This window comes from Alteromonas portus, assembly GCF_005117025.1.
In the GTDB taxonomy this organism is placed as follows: domain Bacteria; phylum Pseudomonadota; class Gammaproteobacteria; order Enterobacterales; family Alteromonadaceae; genus Alteromonas; species Alteromonas portus.
Genome location: NZ_SWCO01000007.1, coordinates 66,135 through 81,039 on the forward strand (window position 1 = coordinate 66,135; position 14,905 = coordinate 81,039).

Annotated in this window: 18 protein-coding genes; 16 read left to right on the top strand and 2 right to left on the bottom strand. The window is 43.2% G+C overall.

Features of this window, described 5'->3' with window-relative positions; translation table 11 throughout:
- Positions 1-35 precede the first annotated feature (35 nt).
- The 13 genes from E5672_RS11965 (at position 36) to E5672_RS12025 (ending at position 10,932) form a co-directional block, all read left to right on the top strand.
- A complete protein-coding gene (locus E5672_RS11965; protein ID WP_136782404.1) occupies positions 36-914 on the top strand; it encodes a ParB/RepB/Spo0J family partition protein in 879 nt (292 codons plus the stop codon).
- 206 nt (positions 915-1,120) lie between these two features.
- Entirely contained in the window at positions 1,121-1,507 is a 387-nt protein-coding gene (locus E5672_RS11970; RefSeq protein WP_136782405.1) for an ATP synthase subunit I, read from the top strand.
- Positions 1,508-1,608: 101 nt separating this feature from the next.
- On the top strand, positions 1,609-2,442 hold the full coding sequence (gene atpB, locus E5672_RS11975; RefSeq protein WP_136782406.1) for a F0F1 ATP synthase subunit A: 834 nt from the start codon (positions 1,609-1,611) through the stop codon (positions 2,440-2,442).
- A gap of 99 nt (positions 2,443-2,541) precedes the next feature.
- Entirely contained in the window at positions 2,542-2,772 is a 231-nt protein-coding gene (gene atpE / locus E5672_RS11980; protein ID WP_075177146.1) for a F0F1 ATP synthase subunit C, read from the top strand.
- 37 nt (positions 2,773-2,809) lie between these two features.
- A complete protein-coding gene (atpF, locus tag E5672_RS11985; protein ID WP_075177147.1) occupies positions 2,810-3,280 on the top strand; it encodes a F0F1 ATP synthase subunit B in 471 nt (156 codons plus the stop codon).
- 14 nt (positions 3,281-3,294) lie between these two features.
- Entirely contained in the window at positions 3,295-3,828 is a 534-nt protein-coding gene (atpH, locus tag E5672_RS11990; RefSeq protein WP_014951451.1) for a F0F1 ATP synthase subunit delta, read from the top strand.
- Between the two features lie 13 nt (positions 3,829-3,841).
- A complete protein-coding gene (atpA, locus tag E5672_RS11995; protein ID WP_014951450.1) occupies positions 3,842-5,383 on the top strand; it encodes a F0F1 ATP synthase subunit alpha in 1,542 nt (513 codons plus the stop codon).
- Positions 5,384-5,441: 58 nt separating this feature from the next.
- Positions 5,442-6,302 (top strand): F0F1 ATP synthase subunit gamma, encoded by an 861-nt coding sequence (gene atpG / locus E5672_RS12000; protein WP_012520217.1) that lies wholly within the window; start codon positions 5,442-5,444, stop codon positions 6,300-6,302.
- Positions 6,303-6,335: 33 nt separating this feature from the next.
- Positions 6,336-7,721: a F0F1 ATP synthase subunit beta gene (atpD, locus tag E5672_RS12005; protein WP_039221268.1), complete on the top strand. Its 1,386-nt coding sequence runs from the start codon at positions 6,336-6,338 to the stop codon at positions 7,719-7,721.
- Positions 7,722-7,781: 60 nt separating this feature from the next.
- The gene (locus E5672_RS12010; protein WP_136782407.1) at positions 7,782-8,195 is read left to right on the top strand and encodes a F0F1 ATP synthase subunit epsilon; all 414 of its coding nucleotides are present in this window, start codon (positions 7,782-7,784) and stop codon (positions 8,193-8,195) included.
- A 208-nt stretch (positions 8,196-8,403) separates the two neighbouring features.
- Complete coding sequence (locus tag E5672_RS12015; RefSeq protein WP_136782408.1) at positions 8,404-9,339, top strand: hypothetical protein; 936 nt, start codon at positions 8,404-8,406, stop codon at positions 9,337-9,339.
- Positions 9,340-9,357: 18 nt separating this feature from the next.
- A complete protein-coding gene (locus E5672_RS12020; RefSeq protein WP_136782409.1) occupies positions 9,358-10,245 on the top strand; it encodes a hypothetical protein in 888 nt (295 codons plus the stop codon).
- An 87-nt stretch (positions 10,246-10,332) separates the two neighbouring features.
- Entirely contained in the window at positions 10,333-10,932 is a 600-nt protein-coding gene (locus tag E5672_RS12025; protein WP_136782410.1) for a glutathione S-transferase family protein, read from the top strand.
- Between the two features lie 23 nt (positions 10,933-10,955).
- Here the strand turns inward: E5672_RS12025 and E5672_RS12030 are convergent, their stop codons facing one another.
- Positions 10,956-11,537, bottom strand: a complete 582-nt coding sequence (locus E5672_RS12030) for a tRNA-uridine aminocarboxypropyltransferase (protein ID WP_136782411.1) — start codon at positions 11,535-11,537, stop codon at positions 10,956-10,958.
- Positions 11,538-11,616: 79 nt separating this feature from the next.
- Here E5672_RS12030 and E5672_RS12035 point away from each other — a divergent pair, with 79 nt between their 5' ends.
- The 3 genes from E5672_RS12035 (at position 11,617) to E5672_RS12045 (ending at position 14,240) form a co-directional block, all read left to right on the top strand.
- On the top strand, positions 11,617-11,955 hold the full coding sequence (locus E5672_RS12035) for an MGMT family protein (protein ID WP_136782412.1): 339 nt from the start codon (positions 11,617-11,619) through the stop codon (positions 11,953-11,955).
- Between the two features lie 69 nt (positions 11,956-12,024).
- Positions 12,025-13,224, top strand: coding sequence for a cyclic di-GMP phosphodiesterase (locus tag E5672_RS12040; protein ID WP_136782413.1), 1,200 nt, complete (start codon positions 12,025-12,027; stop codon positions 13,222-13,224).
- A gap of 374 nt (positions 13,225-13,598) precedes the next feature.
- On the top strand, positions 13,599-14,240 hold the full coding sequence (locus E5672_RS12045) for a YiaD family glycine zipper/OmpA-like lipoprotein (protein WP_136782414.1): 642 nt from the start codon (positions 13,599-13,601) through the stop codon (positions 14,238-14,240).
- 46 nt (positions 14,241-14,286) lie between these two features.
- Here E5672_RS12045 and E5672_RS12050 read toward each other — a convergent pair whose 3' ends face one another.
- On the bottom strand, positions 14,287-14,754 hold the full coding sequence (locus E5672_RS12050; protein WP_136782415.1) for a nuclear transport factor 2 family protein: 468 nt from the start codon (positions 14,752-14,754) through the stop codon (positions 14,287-14,289).
- Positions 14,755-14,905: the final 151 nt, after the last annotated feature.

Below are 14,905 nucleotides of genomic sequence, written 5' to 3' on the forward strand. Positions count from 1 at the left end.
GCTGAACACTATCAGCACATGCCATAGAGGACACTATGTCAGCACGTAAAAGAGGCCTTGGCCGCGGTTTAGATGCGCTACTCGCAACCAGCCAATCATCTGCTCAAAAAGAACAAGATGCCGCCGAGGTAAATTCAACCAACGGTGAGTTAAGCAAACTCCCTATTGAATACTTAGTGCCGGGCAAGTATCAGCCTCGTAAAGATATGTCACCTGAGGCATTAGAAGAACTGGCATCGTCTATTCGTGCGCAAGGTATTATTCAGCCTATCGTAGTGAGAAAAGTCGACGAGCACCGCTATGAAATTATTGCCGGTGAACGCCGCTGGCGAGCGTCACAATTAGCACAGCTTGACGAAGTACCTTGTTTAGTTAAAAACGTGCCTGACGAAGCGGCAGTGGCCATTGCCCTTATCGAAAATATCCAGCGTGAAGATTTAAATGCTATGGAAGAGGCGCAAGCCCTCGACCGTTTAATGAATGAGTTCGCGCTGACTCATCAAGAAGTGGCCGAAGCGGTGGGCAAATCACGTACCACGGTGACAAATTTACTTCGCCTGAATAATTTAAACGATGACGTGAAATTGTTAGTTGAGCATGGCGATATTGAAATGGGTCATGCTAGAGCGCTGTTAGCGCTTGAAGGTGAAACTCAGTCAGAAACGGCGCAAGTAGTGTCGGGCAAAGGTCTTACCGTGCGCGATACTGAAAAGCTTGTGAAAAAGCTATTAGAGCCCGCTAAACCTAAGCTAGAGAAGAAAGTTGACCCTGACGTGCAAAACCTTATGACACGACTTTCAGAAAATTTGGGCACACCTGTGAGCATTGATCACAATGCAAAAGGCAAAGGTAAGCTAACGATTAGCTTTAGCGACCTTGAACAATTAGATGGAATTATCTCTAAAATTCAATAGGTTAAAATAATAATAATTGAGATGATCTCTTTGCCTACCCGCAATTGATACGCTGTTCGGTGCTAACACCGGACACTCTCCTTTCCGGTTATAGCAATAGAAAATTTTCAGAATAACTTTCAAAAAGCGTTGTACTGTTGAAAATTGTCGGTAAAACAGTATACTTCTGACGCTTTTTGTAAGACGTGAACAAGCTGCGAGTAAAAGTGACGAACAAGTTAGCAAAACGCGGGTTAGATCTCGCTAAGAAAGGGCTACTTTTTCAGGCCGTTACAGCCTTAGTTGTTACCGCATTCGCAGGCGCCGCAGGAGGAAGTCATTCCGCCATGTCGGCAGCGGCAGGGGCTTTAATTAGCATTTTGCCTGCGATAGTGTTTGCTGGCTTTGCATTTCGCTATGCAGGCGCTAGCAAAAACGACCTTGTTGCACGAAGTTTTAGCCAAGGCTCAAAAATGAAGCTGGCACTGACAATCATTTTATTTGTAATTGCGTTTAAAGGCTTGAATGCTACGCCGCTAGAGATTTTCGCAGCGTTCGTGATTACAACCGCTAGCCATGCGCTAGCCATGTTTCATTACGGTACGAAAGAATAAAGACAACGCAAGGCGTTGCGATAACGAAAACAACGTAATCGACCGATTGAGACTAAAGAACCAGTCACCAAATTTTTACACTTTACAACTTGGGTTAAACAATGGCATCTGAATATACTACCTCAGAATACATCAAGCACCACTTGACCAATGCCACCATGTGCTCAACTGACAACGGAATTGCGTTTAATAAAGCGTGTTCTGATGCTGGTTTTTGGGCATGGCATGTCGATACGTTGGCATGGTCTATTGGTCTTGGTTTACTTTTCCTTTTCATCTTTAGAAGCGTAGCGAAAAAAGCGACAACAGGCGTACCTGGCAAAATGCAGGCGTTTGTCGAGCTAATCGTTGAGTTTGTCGATGATAACGTGAAAAGCACTTTCCACGGTAAGAGCGCACTTATCGCGCCATTAGCACTGACCATCTTTGTATGGGTATTGCTAATGAACCTTATGGATCTTGTTCCAGTAGACTTGCTACCTACCATCGCGGGCCTAATTGGTTCTTCAGCGTTTGGTATGGACCCTCACGATGTATACATGAAGGCGGTACCAACCACTGACCTTAACCTTACGTTTGCACTAGCAGCGGGTGTATTCATCCTAATTCTTTACTATTCAATCAAGATGAAAGGCATTGGTGGCTTTACTAAAGAGCTTACTATGCAGCCTTTCGGTCACCCGCTTTTCATTCCGGTGAACTTCATTCTTGAGACAGTTACCTTGCTTGCGCGTCCGCTTTCACTAGCGCTACGTTTGTTCGGTAACCTTTATGCGAGTGAGCTAATCTTCATCCTTATCGCGACGATTGGCTACTTCCAGCTTCCATTGCACTTTATGTGGGCTGTATTCCATATTCTGGTACTTCCGCTTCAGGCGTTTATTTTCATGATGCTAACCATCGTGTACTTGAGCCTAGCGGCAGAAGACCACTAAGAATTAACGGGTACCGAGAATACGTTTTTCGGTACCGTTTTTAACCGAGTTTTATTTTAAACATTAACCTTAACTAAACTTTAAATCGGAGATTTAAACATGCTTGCAATCGCAGTTGCTATCCTAATTGGTATGGGTGCTCTTGGTACCGCTATCGGCTTCGGTCTTCTAGGTGGTAAATTCCTAGAGTCTGCTGCTCGTCAACCAGAACTTGCACCACAACTACAAGTTAAAATGTTCATCGTAGCGGGTCTTATCGATGCTATCGCGATGATCGGTGTTGGTATCGCACTATTCCTATTGTTCGCTCCACCTCAGTACCTACTTTAATTCATACTCTAGCGAACTTTTATGAGGAGAGGCGATAGTGAATATTAACGCCACTTTTATTGGTCAATTAATCGCCTTCGCTGTGTTCGTGGTGTTCTGCATGAAATATGTATGGCCTCCACTGATGGCAGCGATTGAAGAACGTCAGAAGAAAATTGCCGATGGGCTTGAAGCTTCTGAACGTGCAGAGAAAGACCTAGAGCTAGCTCAAGCGAAAGCAACAGAGCAGCTTAAAGATGCGAAAGCGCAAGCAGCTGAAATTATCGAGCAGGCCAAAAAGCGCGCCAACCAATTGGTTGACGAAGAAACGCAAAAAGGCCATGCGGAACGCGAGAAGATTATCGCTTCTGGTTATGCCGAGATTGAAGCTGAACGCAATCGTGCCAAAGAAGATTTGCGCAAGCAGGTTTCTGCACTTGCAGTAGCTGGCGCACAGCAAATCTTACAACGTGAAATCGATGCAAACGCACAAAACGACATTGTTGAAAAACTTGTCGCTGAGCTTTAATAGGGAGATGAGCCATGTCTGAATTGACAACCGTTGCTCGTCCTTATGCTAAAGCTGCTTTCGATTTTGCTGTCGAGAAAGACGCCGTTGCAAAATGGCAAGAAATGCTAGCCTTTGCAGGCGCTGTAGCAGCGAACGATGACATGCACCAGCTTTTGTCTGGTGCGGTTGCCGCTGACACGCTTGCCGACATTTTTAACAATGTTTGTGGTGAGCAACTCGACGAACACGGCCAAAACCTAGTTAAGGTTTTGGCTGAGAATAAACGTTTAGCCGCGTTGCCTGAAATTTCTACTTTGTTTGATGCATTTAAAGCAGATTACGACAAAGAAATAGAAGTGGACGTAACCTCAGCATCTACGCTGACTGATGCACAACAAAATGAGTTGGTTGCATCTTTGGAAAAACGTTTGGCACGTAAAGTGAAGCTTAATTGTAACGTGGACCCTGCCCTGATCGCTGGAATGGTAATTAATGCCGGCGATACAGTCATTGATGGTTCCGTAAAGTCGAAATTGAACCGTCTAGCAGACGCGTTGCAAGCATAACGGGGATAAGAGCATGCAACTTAATTCCACTGAAATTGCTGAACTGATCAAGAAAAGAATTGAACAGTTCAATGTAAGCAGTGAAGCACGTAATGAAGGTACTATCGTCGCAGTAACAGACGGTATTATCCGCATTCACGGCCTTGCAGATGTAATGCAAGGTGAAATGATCGAGCTTCCTGGAAGCCGTTACGCAATTGCACTAAACCTTGAGCGAGACTCTGTAGGTGCAGTTGTTATGGGTCCTTATGCGGACCTTAAAGAAGGCGATAAAGTACAATCTACTGGTCGTATTCTTGAAGTACCAGTAGGTAACGCACTACTAGGTCGTGTTGTTAACACACTAGGTGAGCCTATCGATGGTAAAGGCGCAATCGACGCAGCTGGTTTCGAGCCAGTTGAAAAAATTGCACCTGGCGTAATCGAGCGTCAATCGGTAGACCAGCCAGTACAAACTGGTTATAAGTCAGTTGACGCCATGATCCCAGTAGGTCGTGGTCAGCGTGAGCTTATCATCGGTGACCGTCAGTGTGGTAAAACAGCAATGGCTGTTGACGCTATCATCAACCAAAAAGGTACAGGCATTAAATGTGTGTACGTAGCGGTTGGTCAGAAAGCATCTACTATCGCTAACGTAGTACGTAAACTAGAAGAGCACGGTGCACTTGACCACACTATCGTGGTTGCAGCGTCTGCATCTGAGTCTGCTGCGCTTCAATACCTAGCGCCTTACTCTGGTTGTACTATGGGTGAATTCTTCCGTGACCGCGGTGAAGACGCGCTAATCGTATATGATGATTTGTCTAAGCAAGCTGTTGCTTATCGTCAAATCTCACTACTACTTAAGCGTCCACCAGGCCGTGAAGCTTACCCAGGTGACGTATTCTACCTTCACTCACGTCTACTAGAACGTGCTGCACGTGTAAACGAACAATACGTTGAGCGTTACACAAACGGCGAAGTGAAAGGTAAGACAGGTTCATTGACTGCGCTTCCAATTATCGAAACGCAAGCTGGTGACGTATCTGCATTCGTACCAACTAACGTAATCTCAATTACCGACGGTCAGATCTTCCTAGAAACTGACTTGTTTAACGCAGGTATCCGTCCAGCGGTTAACGCTGGTATCTCGGTATCTCGTGTTGGTGGTGCTGCACAGACTAAAATCATCAAGAAGTTGGGTGGCGGTATCCGTCTAGCCCTAGCTCAGTATCGTGAACTTGCGGCGTTCTCGCAGTTTGCTTCTGACCTTGATGACGCAACTCGTGAGCAACTTGAGCACGGTGAGCGCGTAACTGAGCTAATGAAGCAGAAGCAGTACGCACCACTTTCAATTGCTGATATGGGTGTATCTCTGTTCGCGGTAGAAAAAGGTTTCCTTAAGGGTATCGAGCTTAACAAAATCCTAGATTTTGAAGCCGCTCTTCACTCTTACATGAACAGCGAACACGCTGACCTTATGAAGACTATCAACGAATCAGGTAACTACAACGACGAGATTGCCTCTAAGTTGAACGACGCTTTAACAAACTTTAAAGCGACACAAACTTGGTAATCAATGGTGCTGGTGTTTAACCACCAGCGCAATTCGTTGAGTAATCGGAGAGATAGTCATGGCCAGCGGTAAAGAAATAAAAGGTAAGATTGGGAGTATCAAAAATACTCAGAAGATTACCAGTGCGATGGAAATGGTTGCTGCGTCTAAAATGAAAAAGGCGCAGGAACGCATGGCTTCTGGCCGTCCATATGCACAAAATATGCTTAAAGTGATTGGTCACATTGCAAACGGTAACCTTGAATATCGCCATCCTTATTTGGAAGAGCGTGAAGTCAAGCGCGTCGGTTACATTGTGATTTCCACTGACCGAGGCTTATGTGGTGGCTTGAACACCAATGAATTTAAGCTCGTCACTCAAGACGTCAAAAAATGGCGTGAACAGGGTGTAGAAGTGGATTTCGCTGCATTAGGTTCTAAAGCGTGCAGTTTCTTCAACCGCTTTGGTGGCAAGTTGCTTGCTGCTGAATCTGGTTTAGGTGACAAGCCGTCTGTGAGCGATGTAGTGGGTGTTGTACGCGTTATGCTTAAAGCGTACGACGAAGGACAAATTGACCGAGTATTCTTGGTATTCAATGACTTCGTTAACACCATGACACAGAAACCTGTGATCAATCAGTTATTGCCTTTGCCAAAGTCAGAAGACGAAGAATATCAACATCGTTGGGACTACATCTACGAGCCAGATCCAAAAGAAATTTTGGAAGCACTAATGGTTCGTTACATTGAGTCTCAGGTGTATCAGGGTGTTGTAGAAAACGCGGCGTCAGAACAAGCTGCGCGAATGGTTGCCATGAAGGCAGCAACCGACAACGCCGGTAACCTCATTGATGAGTTACAACTGGTATATAACAAAGCGCGTCAGGCTGCAATCACACAAGAAATCAGTGAGATTGTGAGCGGTGCCGCAGCGGTGTAGGCAAAGGTTTAAAAGAGATAACGAGGACAAATTATGAGTCAAGGTAAGGTCGTCCAAATCATTGGCGCCGTTGTGGATATTGAATTTCCACAAGATGCGGTACCAAGAGTTTATGACGCACTACAAGTTACCGAAGGTGACTTGTCAGGTCTAACCCTGGAAGTGCAACAGCAATTAGGTGGTGGTGTTGTTCGTGGCATCGCACTAGGTACTACTGATGGACTAAAACGTGGTCTTGCAGTAGAAAATACCGGTAACCCAATCATGGTTCCAGTTGGTACGAAGACACTTGGTCGTATCATGGACGTATTGGGTAACCCAATCGACGAAGCTGGCCCAATTGGTGAAGAAGAGCGTATGTCTATTCACCGTGAAGCGCCTAGCTACGAAGATCAGTCTAGCTCGGTAGAACTACTAGAAACTGGTATCAAAGTAATCGACTTGGTTTGTCCATTCGCTAAGGGTGGTAAAGTTGGTCTATTCGGTGGTGCGGGTGTAGGTAAAACCGTAAACATGATGGAACTTATCCGTAACATCGCAATCGAGCACAGCGGTTTCTCAGTATTCGCTGGTGTTGGTGAGCGTACGCGTGAGGGTAACGACTTCTATCACGAAATGAACGAATCAAACGTACTTGATAAAGTATCGCTTGTATACGGTCAGATGAACGAGCCACCGGGTAACCGTCTACGTGTTGCACTTACCGGTCTAACAATGGCTGAGAAGTTCCGTGACGAAGGCCGTGACGTTCTATTCTTCGTAGATAACATCTATCGTTATACCTTAGCAGGTACTGAGGTATCAGCACTTCTAGGTCGTATGCCATCTGCGGTAGGTTACCAGCCTACTCTTGCAGAAGAGATGGGTGTACTTCAGGAACGTATTACGTCAACGAAGACAGGTTCAATCACTTCAATCCAAGCGGTATACGTACCTGCGGATGACTTGACTGACCCATCTCCAGCGACAACCTTTGCTCACTTGGATGCAACGGTAGTACTTTCTCGTGATATCGCGTCTCTAGGTATCTACCCTGCGGTAGACCCACTAGATTCAACGTCTCGTCAGCTAGACCCGCTAGTAATTGGTCAAGAGCACTATGACGTAGCACGTGGCGTACAGACTGTTCTTCAGCGCTATAAAGAGCTGAAAGACATCATCGCGATCCTAGGTATGGACGAACTATCTGAAGAAGACAAGCAAGTGGTATCACGTGCTCGTAAGATTCAGCGTTTCCTATCTCAGCCGTTCTTCGTAGCAGAAGTATTTACCGGTGCACCTGGTAAATATGTATCGCTAAAAGACACAATCAGTGGCTTTAAAGGCATTCTAGACGGTGAGTACGATCACCTTCCAGAGCAAGCCTTCTACATGGTTGGTTCTATCGAAGAAGCGCTAGAGAAAGCCAAGAAAGCATAATAGCGGGGCTAGCATTAGCTAGCCTAGCATCATGCTAACGTACCTAATCAGGAGGTTCACATGGCAATGACAGTACATTTGGACGTGGTAAGCGCGGAGAAAGCGATCTTCTCAGGACGCGTTGAATCGATTCAGGTGACAGGTAGCGAAGGTGAATTGGGTATTAACCCAGGTCACGCGCCACTTATCTCTGCTATTAAACCTGGTATGGTGCGTTTGGTTAAACAGCACGGTGAAGAAGAAGTTATTTATGTTGCTGGTGGTGTACTAGAAGTACAACCTGGCAATGTTACCGTACTGGCTGATACCGCGGTTCGAGCTGAAGATCTTGACGAGCAGGCAGCACAAGAAGCCAAACGACGTGCAGAAGAGCACATCGCCAACCCAGGCGCTGACTTTAATTATGCAGAAGCAGCTCACGAGCTTGCAGAAGCGATTGCACAACTTCGTCTTATTCAGAAGTTACGCAAGTAAAAAGCACAGCTTTGAAAAAACCCGCCAACTGGCGGGTTTTTTATTGTCGAACGAAAAGTAGTCGTTCACATTCTCTTACGTTTATTTTTATTGCTTACGCTGTCGTTAAAGCTTAAGGTTGACGGGATACAAGTGGCTTTAGATATGCTTTTCTAGAGCACTTTACATCATTTTAGTGTAAGCATGGCGACCTTTAAAAACAATTTAAGTGATGAAACTAAACCCCTATTCGAATGCGCCTAGTAGAGTATCTATAAGAGCATATCCATTTGTATTGATTATTGCACTGCTCTTGGTACATTATTTGAGCGGGACTTTGGCATTTATTCATGATGGAGGTGTGATAGATCAAAAGGACTTTAATACAGCGGTTACCATGACGTTGCTTTCTGGGTACTTTTGGTTTTGTTTACAGCTTAATTACAATAATGTACTGAGTACATTAATTTCTATCCTAGTAAAAACCAATCAACTGAGCCATTTAAGCCTGCACAGGAAGAAGCTTTCTGCAAAGCTTCAACAGCACAGTATCAATAGCCTAATTATTGCGGTTTTCACTACTGTTATTTACGTGATTACAGAAAATTTTTTTCTCTCCGAGTTAAAGTTACATCAATACGCCATTATTGTATGCGCAGTACTTTTTTGGTTCTTCTTTTTTCTTATTCTAATCCAGTCGTCATCAAACCTAAGCTATTTACGAGAGCATGTACTCAATCAGACAGAGAGCTACATTGATTATCTCAATTCGCTGTCTTCACTGGCCCGTTTGTCATTTATGAACGCCACTTTATCTATTGGTGCGTTTTCTCTCTTTCCCATTTTCTGGATTAAGCAAACTGTTCCTCTATTCGAGGTCGTAATCGCTCTGTTGTTTTTGTGCGTTGTAACATTATATTTATTCCTTCCTGTGTTAAAGCTACATTTCCAATGGGAAGTAGGTAGAAAGAAGCAAAGCAATGAACTTAATAGGTTGATTAAGGAAGAAGTATCTTTAGAAAAACTAGCACAATATGAACAAGAGCTAGAGAGGATGAGTTTACTGTCGATGAAAATAATCAGGTTTAATGACAAAGTAAGATTAATTGCCTGTATTTCATTAATAGCTATCTCTTGGGGTTTTGTTTTGCTCTTTTTTTTCTAGTTTCAAAGGTCAATTATAATGACCCTTAATCAAACTCCTCTTATGAAAAAAACTAATTTACTCGAAAAGATATTCTATCCATTTTTACTTACTACAATATTGATTATATTGCATTTTTTGGGAGGTGCAATACAACTGGATGTATCCACTGAAGAGGCACAGCGAGACCTGAATACGGCAGTCGGAACATCATTACTTAGTGGCGCTTTTCTATTTTCCATAAGGCTTATTCAGCAGAGTGTAGCTAAGCATCTCTTGATTATCTTAGATGCAACAGAGAGATGTCATGATTTTTGGATACACAGGAAAGAGTTGTCAGAGCAATTTAAGAAACATTTGATTTGGTCAATGTCGGTTGGCTTTATAATGCCACTTTTTTATATGCTTACTGAGGGAGTAATTTCGAGAATTAACGAAAAAGAAGTTTTTATTGTTGCAATGGGGGCTATACCTTTTTGGTTGCTACTGTCTCTGTATATTCTCCAAGTAACCTTCGTTAATCGTCATCTTCGAAAGTTTTTGACTACTGATGATGCTGAACTCATTGATCAAATTAAAATGTATGAGAGTGTTATGATTGTGGCGACTGTAACCGCATCTACGACATTATTCATATTCTCAATTATCCCTGTATTCTGGATAAACTTGCCAATTCACTTGTTTGATATGGTTTTTACTTCCTTATTGTGTTTGTTTTTTACGCTTTTTCTTGTTTCGCCTTTAATTCAATTTTATCGTAGATTGCAAGAAGTTAAGAAAGTATTGGCAGTAAAACTAGATGAAAGGATTGAGTACTTAATTAAAGAAAGTGTTTTGTCAGAACGAAGTGAAGAAATAGAGCGACTGCTCAGTGAGAAAGAGAAATACTGTAGTTTTAAATTTGCGGCATGTATAAATAAAAGTTAATGTAAAAGTTGTGCATGCTCTTATATTTTTAAGGGGCGTGATAATAAGCTATACACTAATTGCTTCAAAAGAAATGGAGTTACAACTGTGCGAATATACGGCGACACGCGTTCTGGAAACTGTTACAAGCTCCAATTGCTTCTTTCCATGTTAGGTAAAACCTGCGAATGGATTGATGTGGACATTATGAAAGGAGAAACACGACTACCTACTTTCCTCGAAAAGTCCCCGAATGGTAAAATTCCGCTGCTTGAATTGGATGATGGCAGGGTGTTGTCGGAGTCGAATGCCATCATGCATTACCTTGCAGCTAACACGCCTTTCATCCCCTCTTCGCCCTACAGTTTTTCACAGCTTTTACAATGGCAGTTTTTCGAACAATACAGTCATGAGCCTTATATTGCTGTGGCTCGATATATCAATATTTATTTAGGACTTCCTGACGACCGCAAAGCTGAATTCGAATCCAAACAAGCCGGTGGTTATCGTGCGTTGGCGGTGATGGAACACCAACTTAGTGCTACACCGTTTTTACTTGGAGATGCTCTGACCCTTGCAGATATTTCACTGTTTGCTTACACCCATGTTGCTCACGAGGGAGGGTTTGATCTTTCAGCCTATCCTGCCATTCGAAATTGGGTAAGTTTAGTCAAAGAGCAAAAAGGCTTCATTCCTATGAGCGTATAGCAGCCTCTATACGGCGTTTCAGGCTAAAGCTGTCGTCTATGTGATGTTGGGCCTTGCCACATATCCTGTAGGGCGCTTTGAGCCTTATAGAGTCCGAAAACGTCAATGTTCTCTAAGCATTGTAATGCGTAAGCGGTTGCTTCAAGTGTTGAAAGCGCATTGTTCAACGTGGTATGGCGAATAGCATAGTTAGAAGGTGGCGCAGAAGCGAAGTGAAGCGCTTGTAAATCTGATAGCCATGGGTTCTTCTTAACTAATCCAAACGCTTGTTTCCAACTACCATCTATAAGAATCAAGGTCTTGACCTCAGAGCGTGTTTTGGGGTCTACATTTTCTATTGGTTTACTACCTTCATTCGGATAAACGAGCACCGAGTGTCGAGGTACACACTGTTCGGAAAAAGATTTCATGCTAGCTTCATCATTAGCAAGAATGATGCGCGTCGATGGAATACACAAAGAAACTAATCGTGCGGTGTTTTTTGCATGCAGGGCTTCTTTTTCATGTTGAATGATCACAATATCTAGTGCCGTACTCACTGTGTTAATGTGAGCGCATATACAGGTTTTTAGAGGGTATTCACAATGTTCACAATAACGGCGCATAACCTAATTTCTTTTTATCTTCTTGGGGCTTGAGAGCTCTGGTTTACTGAGTAATTTGATAGATAGGATAATATACAGCATGCCACATGAAGCAGTACAATCTCGCATTGAAAAAACGCTTTCCTTAGTGCCCGAGGGACATGTAATCAGTTACGCTCTGCTTGCGGATTTGTGTGGATTACCCGGCAGAGCAAGATTGATGGGAAAATGTTTAAAACAAATTGATGCTAACTACCACTGGCATCGCGTATTGCGCGCAGATGGGAAAATTGCTTTTCCTGCCGGTTCTGATAAAGCGGATGAGCAGCGAGAACGGCTTACTGAGGAAGGTGTAGTCGTTAAAAACTACCGAGTAAATATGAGAAAATTCGGTTGGACACCAGATTTACACACTATACTAGTAGAGTTAGAGTATTGAGATTTCACTCATTTAATATGAGAGCAGTCAGCAAATATATGGCGATTAACGCGGTGCAGTGCATATAAGATGATAAAAAAGATAACGATTGATCAGTTAGTGCCAGGTATGTTTGTTCATCAAATTTTAGAGCAAAAAGGTGCGTTAACGGTTACGAGCCAAGGTCGTGTTACGTCTGTTGATGTAGTTAAAACACTTAAAAAGCGAGGCGTAAAGACGCTCGCTATTGATACCGAGAAAGCGTTTACGGTAGAAGCGCCTAGCTCACCAGTTAGTGTTGAAAAGCACCAGGGCTCGTCATATGAACAGCCGGTTAATTCCAAAAAAGTATCACTCGAAAATGAGCTGGTAAAAGCCGCGAAGCTGCACGAGCAAGGAAAAGCAATTCAAAAGTTGTTACTAGCCAATGTACAAAAAGAAACGCCTTTTGATGCAAGTATTCCTAAAGCATTTTCCAATAAACTCGTAGAGTCGGTAGATAGAAACCCCGATGCCCTGCTTTGCCTGACAAAAATTCGCGAAAAAGACGATTATTTATTAGAACACTCTCTTAACGTTGCAATCCTTTTAGCAAACTTCGGCAAGTTTTTAGGCATGTCAGATGAAGAGGTTCAAGACCTTTCCTACGCTGGCTTTTTGCATGATTTAGGCAAGATAAAAATTCCTGATGAAATTCTTCATAAACCAGGTCGTTTAACCGATAGCGAAATGGAGATTATGAAGGGACATGTAAACTACGGCGTAGAATATTTAAAAGACACTGACCTAGGGTCTCCACTGATACAGGCAATTAGTGAGCACCATGAGCGATTGGACGGGCTAGGCTACCCTGCTGGAACTAAAGGTGAGGATATTAGCCAAGCGGGTCGAATGCTTGCCATTGCCGACATGTACGATGCACTCACAGCAGATCGGGTGTATAAGGCTGGTATGTCTAGCCAAAAGGCGTTCTCTATATTAATGAGTGATGCGCCAGCACGTCTTGATCAGTCACTGGTTCAGAAATTTATAAAATGCCTAGGGGTTTATCCTGTAGGAAGCCTTGTCTTACTCTCAAATGAAAGGCTAGCTATGGTGCTTGAACAAAAAGCATCCCCGCTTACACCGTTAGTTAAGGTTTTCTATTCAGTTCGAAATAGTCATTACTTGACGCCAAAAGACATTGACCTTTCTGTAGACAAAACCGTAAGTATAGAAAAAGCGGTTATTGCTTCAGACTATAAAATCGATGTAAATGGATTTTTCGAGCGCTCGGTTTCAGTTGGTTAAAGCGTCACTTATTGGTGACACAGTGTAGAGTTTACCCAATGCTGCTGTCATTCCCTTCTACTATCATCCGTAATAGCGTCGTTTTCGTTTAGCTTATGTTCAGCTTATGTCCTATACAATTAAGCGATAACAGTCACAAAAGAGACGAGGGATTGACCGCTTAATCTCTGTTTTTAAAGTATTATTTTATCACAGATAAAAAGGTAGATTAATGTGCATCACGCCGTGTGCGTTATCCTATCTTCAATGGATGGAACGTTAATTGCTATCTTTTAACGTAATTAACAAAGGTTTTTATACAAAGCTTGTTGGGAGAGGCGAAGGATTTTAGCCACTTCTCAATGCTGAGCTTTTAATTGAAATAAGAGGAAGTTATGAAAAAGACTCTTGCTGTAAGTTTGATTGCTGCGTCATTAACGGTAGCAGGTTGTGCTACTGATCCGAACAATACGCAAAAGGGTGCTGCTATAGGTGCGGTCGTGGGCGCATTGCTTGGTAAAGCAACAGGTGATAACGACAAAAGTCGTTACGCGTGGGGCGCTGCGGTAGGTGCAATTGCAGGTGGTGCGATTGGTAACTACATGGACAAACAGGAAGAAGAGCTTCGAAGCGAGCTTTCTGATACAGGTGTTCAAGTGGTGCGTGAAGGCGATAATCTACGATTGATCATGCCAGGCGACATCACTTTCGCTACTGATAGTTCTAGCATCAGTCCAAACTTCAATCCGGTTCTTCAAGATGTGGCCAAAGTCGTGAACAACTATGAAAAAACCGTATTGATGATTAAAGGCCATACTGATGATACTGGTTCAGAGCAGTACAATCAGTCTCTGTCTGAGCGCCGTGCAGGAGCGGTTAAGAATCTATTGATTAACTATTCTGTAAACCCAACGCGTATCACTACGGTAGGTATGGGCGAATACGCTCCTAAAGTGCCTAACAATAGTGCTGCAAACCGCTCGATGAACCGTCGTGTTGAGATGGAAATTCAGCCACTTACACAGTCTAATACCTAAGTAGCTTGTGTTTAAAACGCAATAAAAAAGCCCCGCTGGGGCTTTTTTATTGCGTAGCCTTTATTTGACCTGCAACACTGTCTGCAAGTGCATTGGGAATGGGGATCGTTAGGTGATATTGAGTTATTTTCCACATCGCTTCCACTTTAATTAAGACACCCGTGCCACGTGTTTCGCCCAAACTTTCATTATCGAGCAGTTCATCAAACCACGCTACGTCGTGATTGGGTGAAAAATAAACGTGTCGGTCTCGCGGGTGATATGTCCATCCTTTGCCTTTGTCAAAGTGTGGTTTAGCGTATGTTTTAAACGCCTCTTTGGTCCAGACTTCAGTTGCATCGGTGCCAATGAAGATTGCGCTTTCATGGTACAAATCAAAATACTCATCAAAGTTCGCGACAGAAGCGTTGTGGTGTAGGTTATCAAGCGTTTGATTTACTAAAATACGATCGTCATCCGCTAAGACTGTCGTGGTGACAGCTAGCATAGCCAAACACATGAGTAGATATTTCATAGTGGGTCCTTTTTTGTTCTAGTATTCCTTATTATGCTGTTGAACGCATCATTCTTATATTCAAAGCAAAAGCTGGTAATAAACTTCTGTTATAGCATTGGATCTGTTGTTTTATTAACGATGCTGTAAGTGATTAAAAGGCGAAGTTTTT

What these genes read in the sequence shown, in the direction of transcription:
- E5672_RS11965 (WP_136782404.1), top strand. Translation starts at nt 36, where the DNA reads ATGTCAGCACGTAAAAGAGGCCTTGGCCGCGGTTTAGATGCGCTACTC.
- atpB (WP_136782406.1), top strand. Translation starts at nt 1,609, where the DNA reads ATGGCATCTGAATATACTACCTCAGAATACATCAAGCACCACTTGACC.
- atpE (WP_075177146.1), top strand. Translation starts at nt 2,542, where the DNA reads ATGCTTGCAATCGCAGTTGCTATCCTAATTGGTATGGGTGCTCTTGGT.
- atpH (WP_014951451.1), top strand. Translation starts at nt 3,295, where the DNA reads ATGTCTGAATTGACAACCGTTGCTCGTCCTTATGCTAAAGCTGCTTTC.
- atpA (WP_014951450.1), top strand. Translation starts at nt 3,842, where the DNA reads ATGCAACTTAATTCCACTGAAATTGCTGAACTGATCAAGAAAAGAATT.
- atpG (WP_012520217.1), top strand. Translation starts at nt 5,442, where the DNA reads ATGGCCAGCGGTAAAGAAATAAAAGGTAAGATTGGGAGTATCAAAAAT.
- atpD (WP_039221268.1), top strand. Translation starts at nt 6,336, where the DNA reads ATGAGTCAAGGTAAGGTCGTCCAAATCATTGGCGCCGTTGTGGATATT.
- E5672_RS12010 (WP_136782407.1), top strand. Translation starts at nt 7,782, where the DNA reads ATGGCAATGACAGTACATTTGGACGTGGTAAGCGCGGAGAAAGCGATC.
- E5672_RS12020 (WP_136782409.1), top strand. Translation starts at nt 9,358, where the DNA reads ATGACCCTTAATCAAACTCCTCTTATGAAAAAAACTAATTTACTCGAA.
- E5672_RS12030 (WP_136782411.1), bottom strand. Translation starts at nt 11,537, where the DNA reads ATGCGCCGTTATTGTGAACATTGTGAATACCCTCTAAAAACCTGTATA.
- E5672_RS12035 (WP_136782412.1), top strand. Translation starts at nt 11,617, where the DNA reads ATGCCACATGAAGCAGTACAATCTCGCATTGAAAAAACGCTTTCCTTA.
- E5672_RS12040 (WP_136782413.1), top strand. Translation starts at nt 12,025, where the DNA reads ATGATAAAAAAGATAACGATTGATCAGTTAGTGCCAGGTATGTTTGTT.
- E5672_RS12045 (WP_136782414.1), top strand. Translation starts at nt 13,599, where the DNA reads ATGAAAAAGACTCTTGCTGTAAGTTTGATTGCTGCGTCATTAACGGTA.
- E5672_RS12050 (WP_136782415.1), bottom strand. Translation starts at nt 14,754, where the DNA reads ATGAAATATCTACTCATGTGTTTGGCTATGCTAGCTGTCACCACGACA.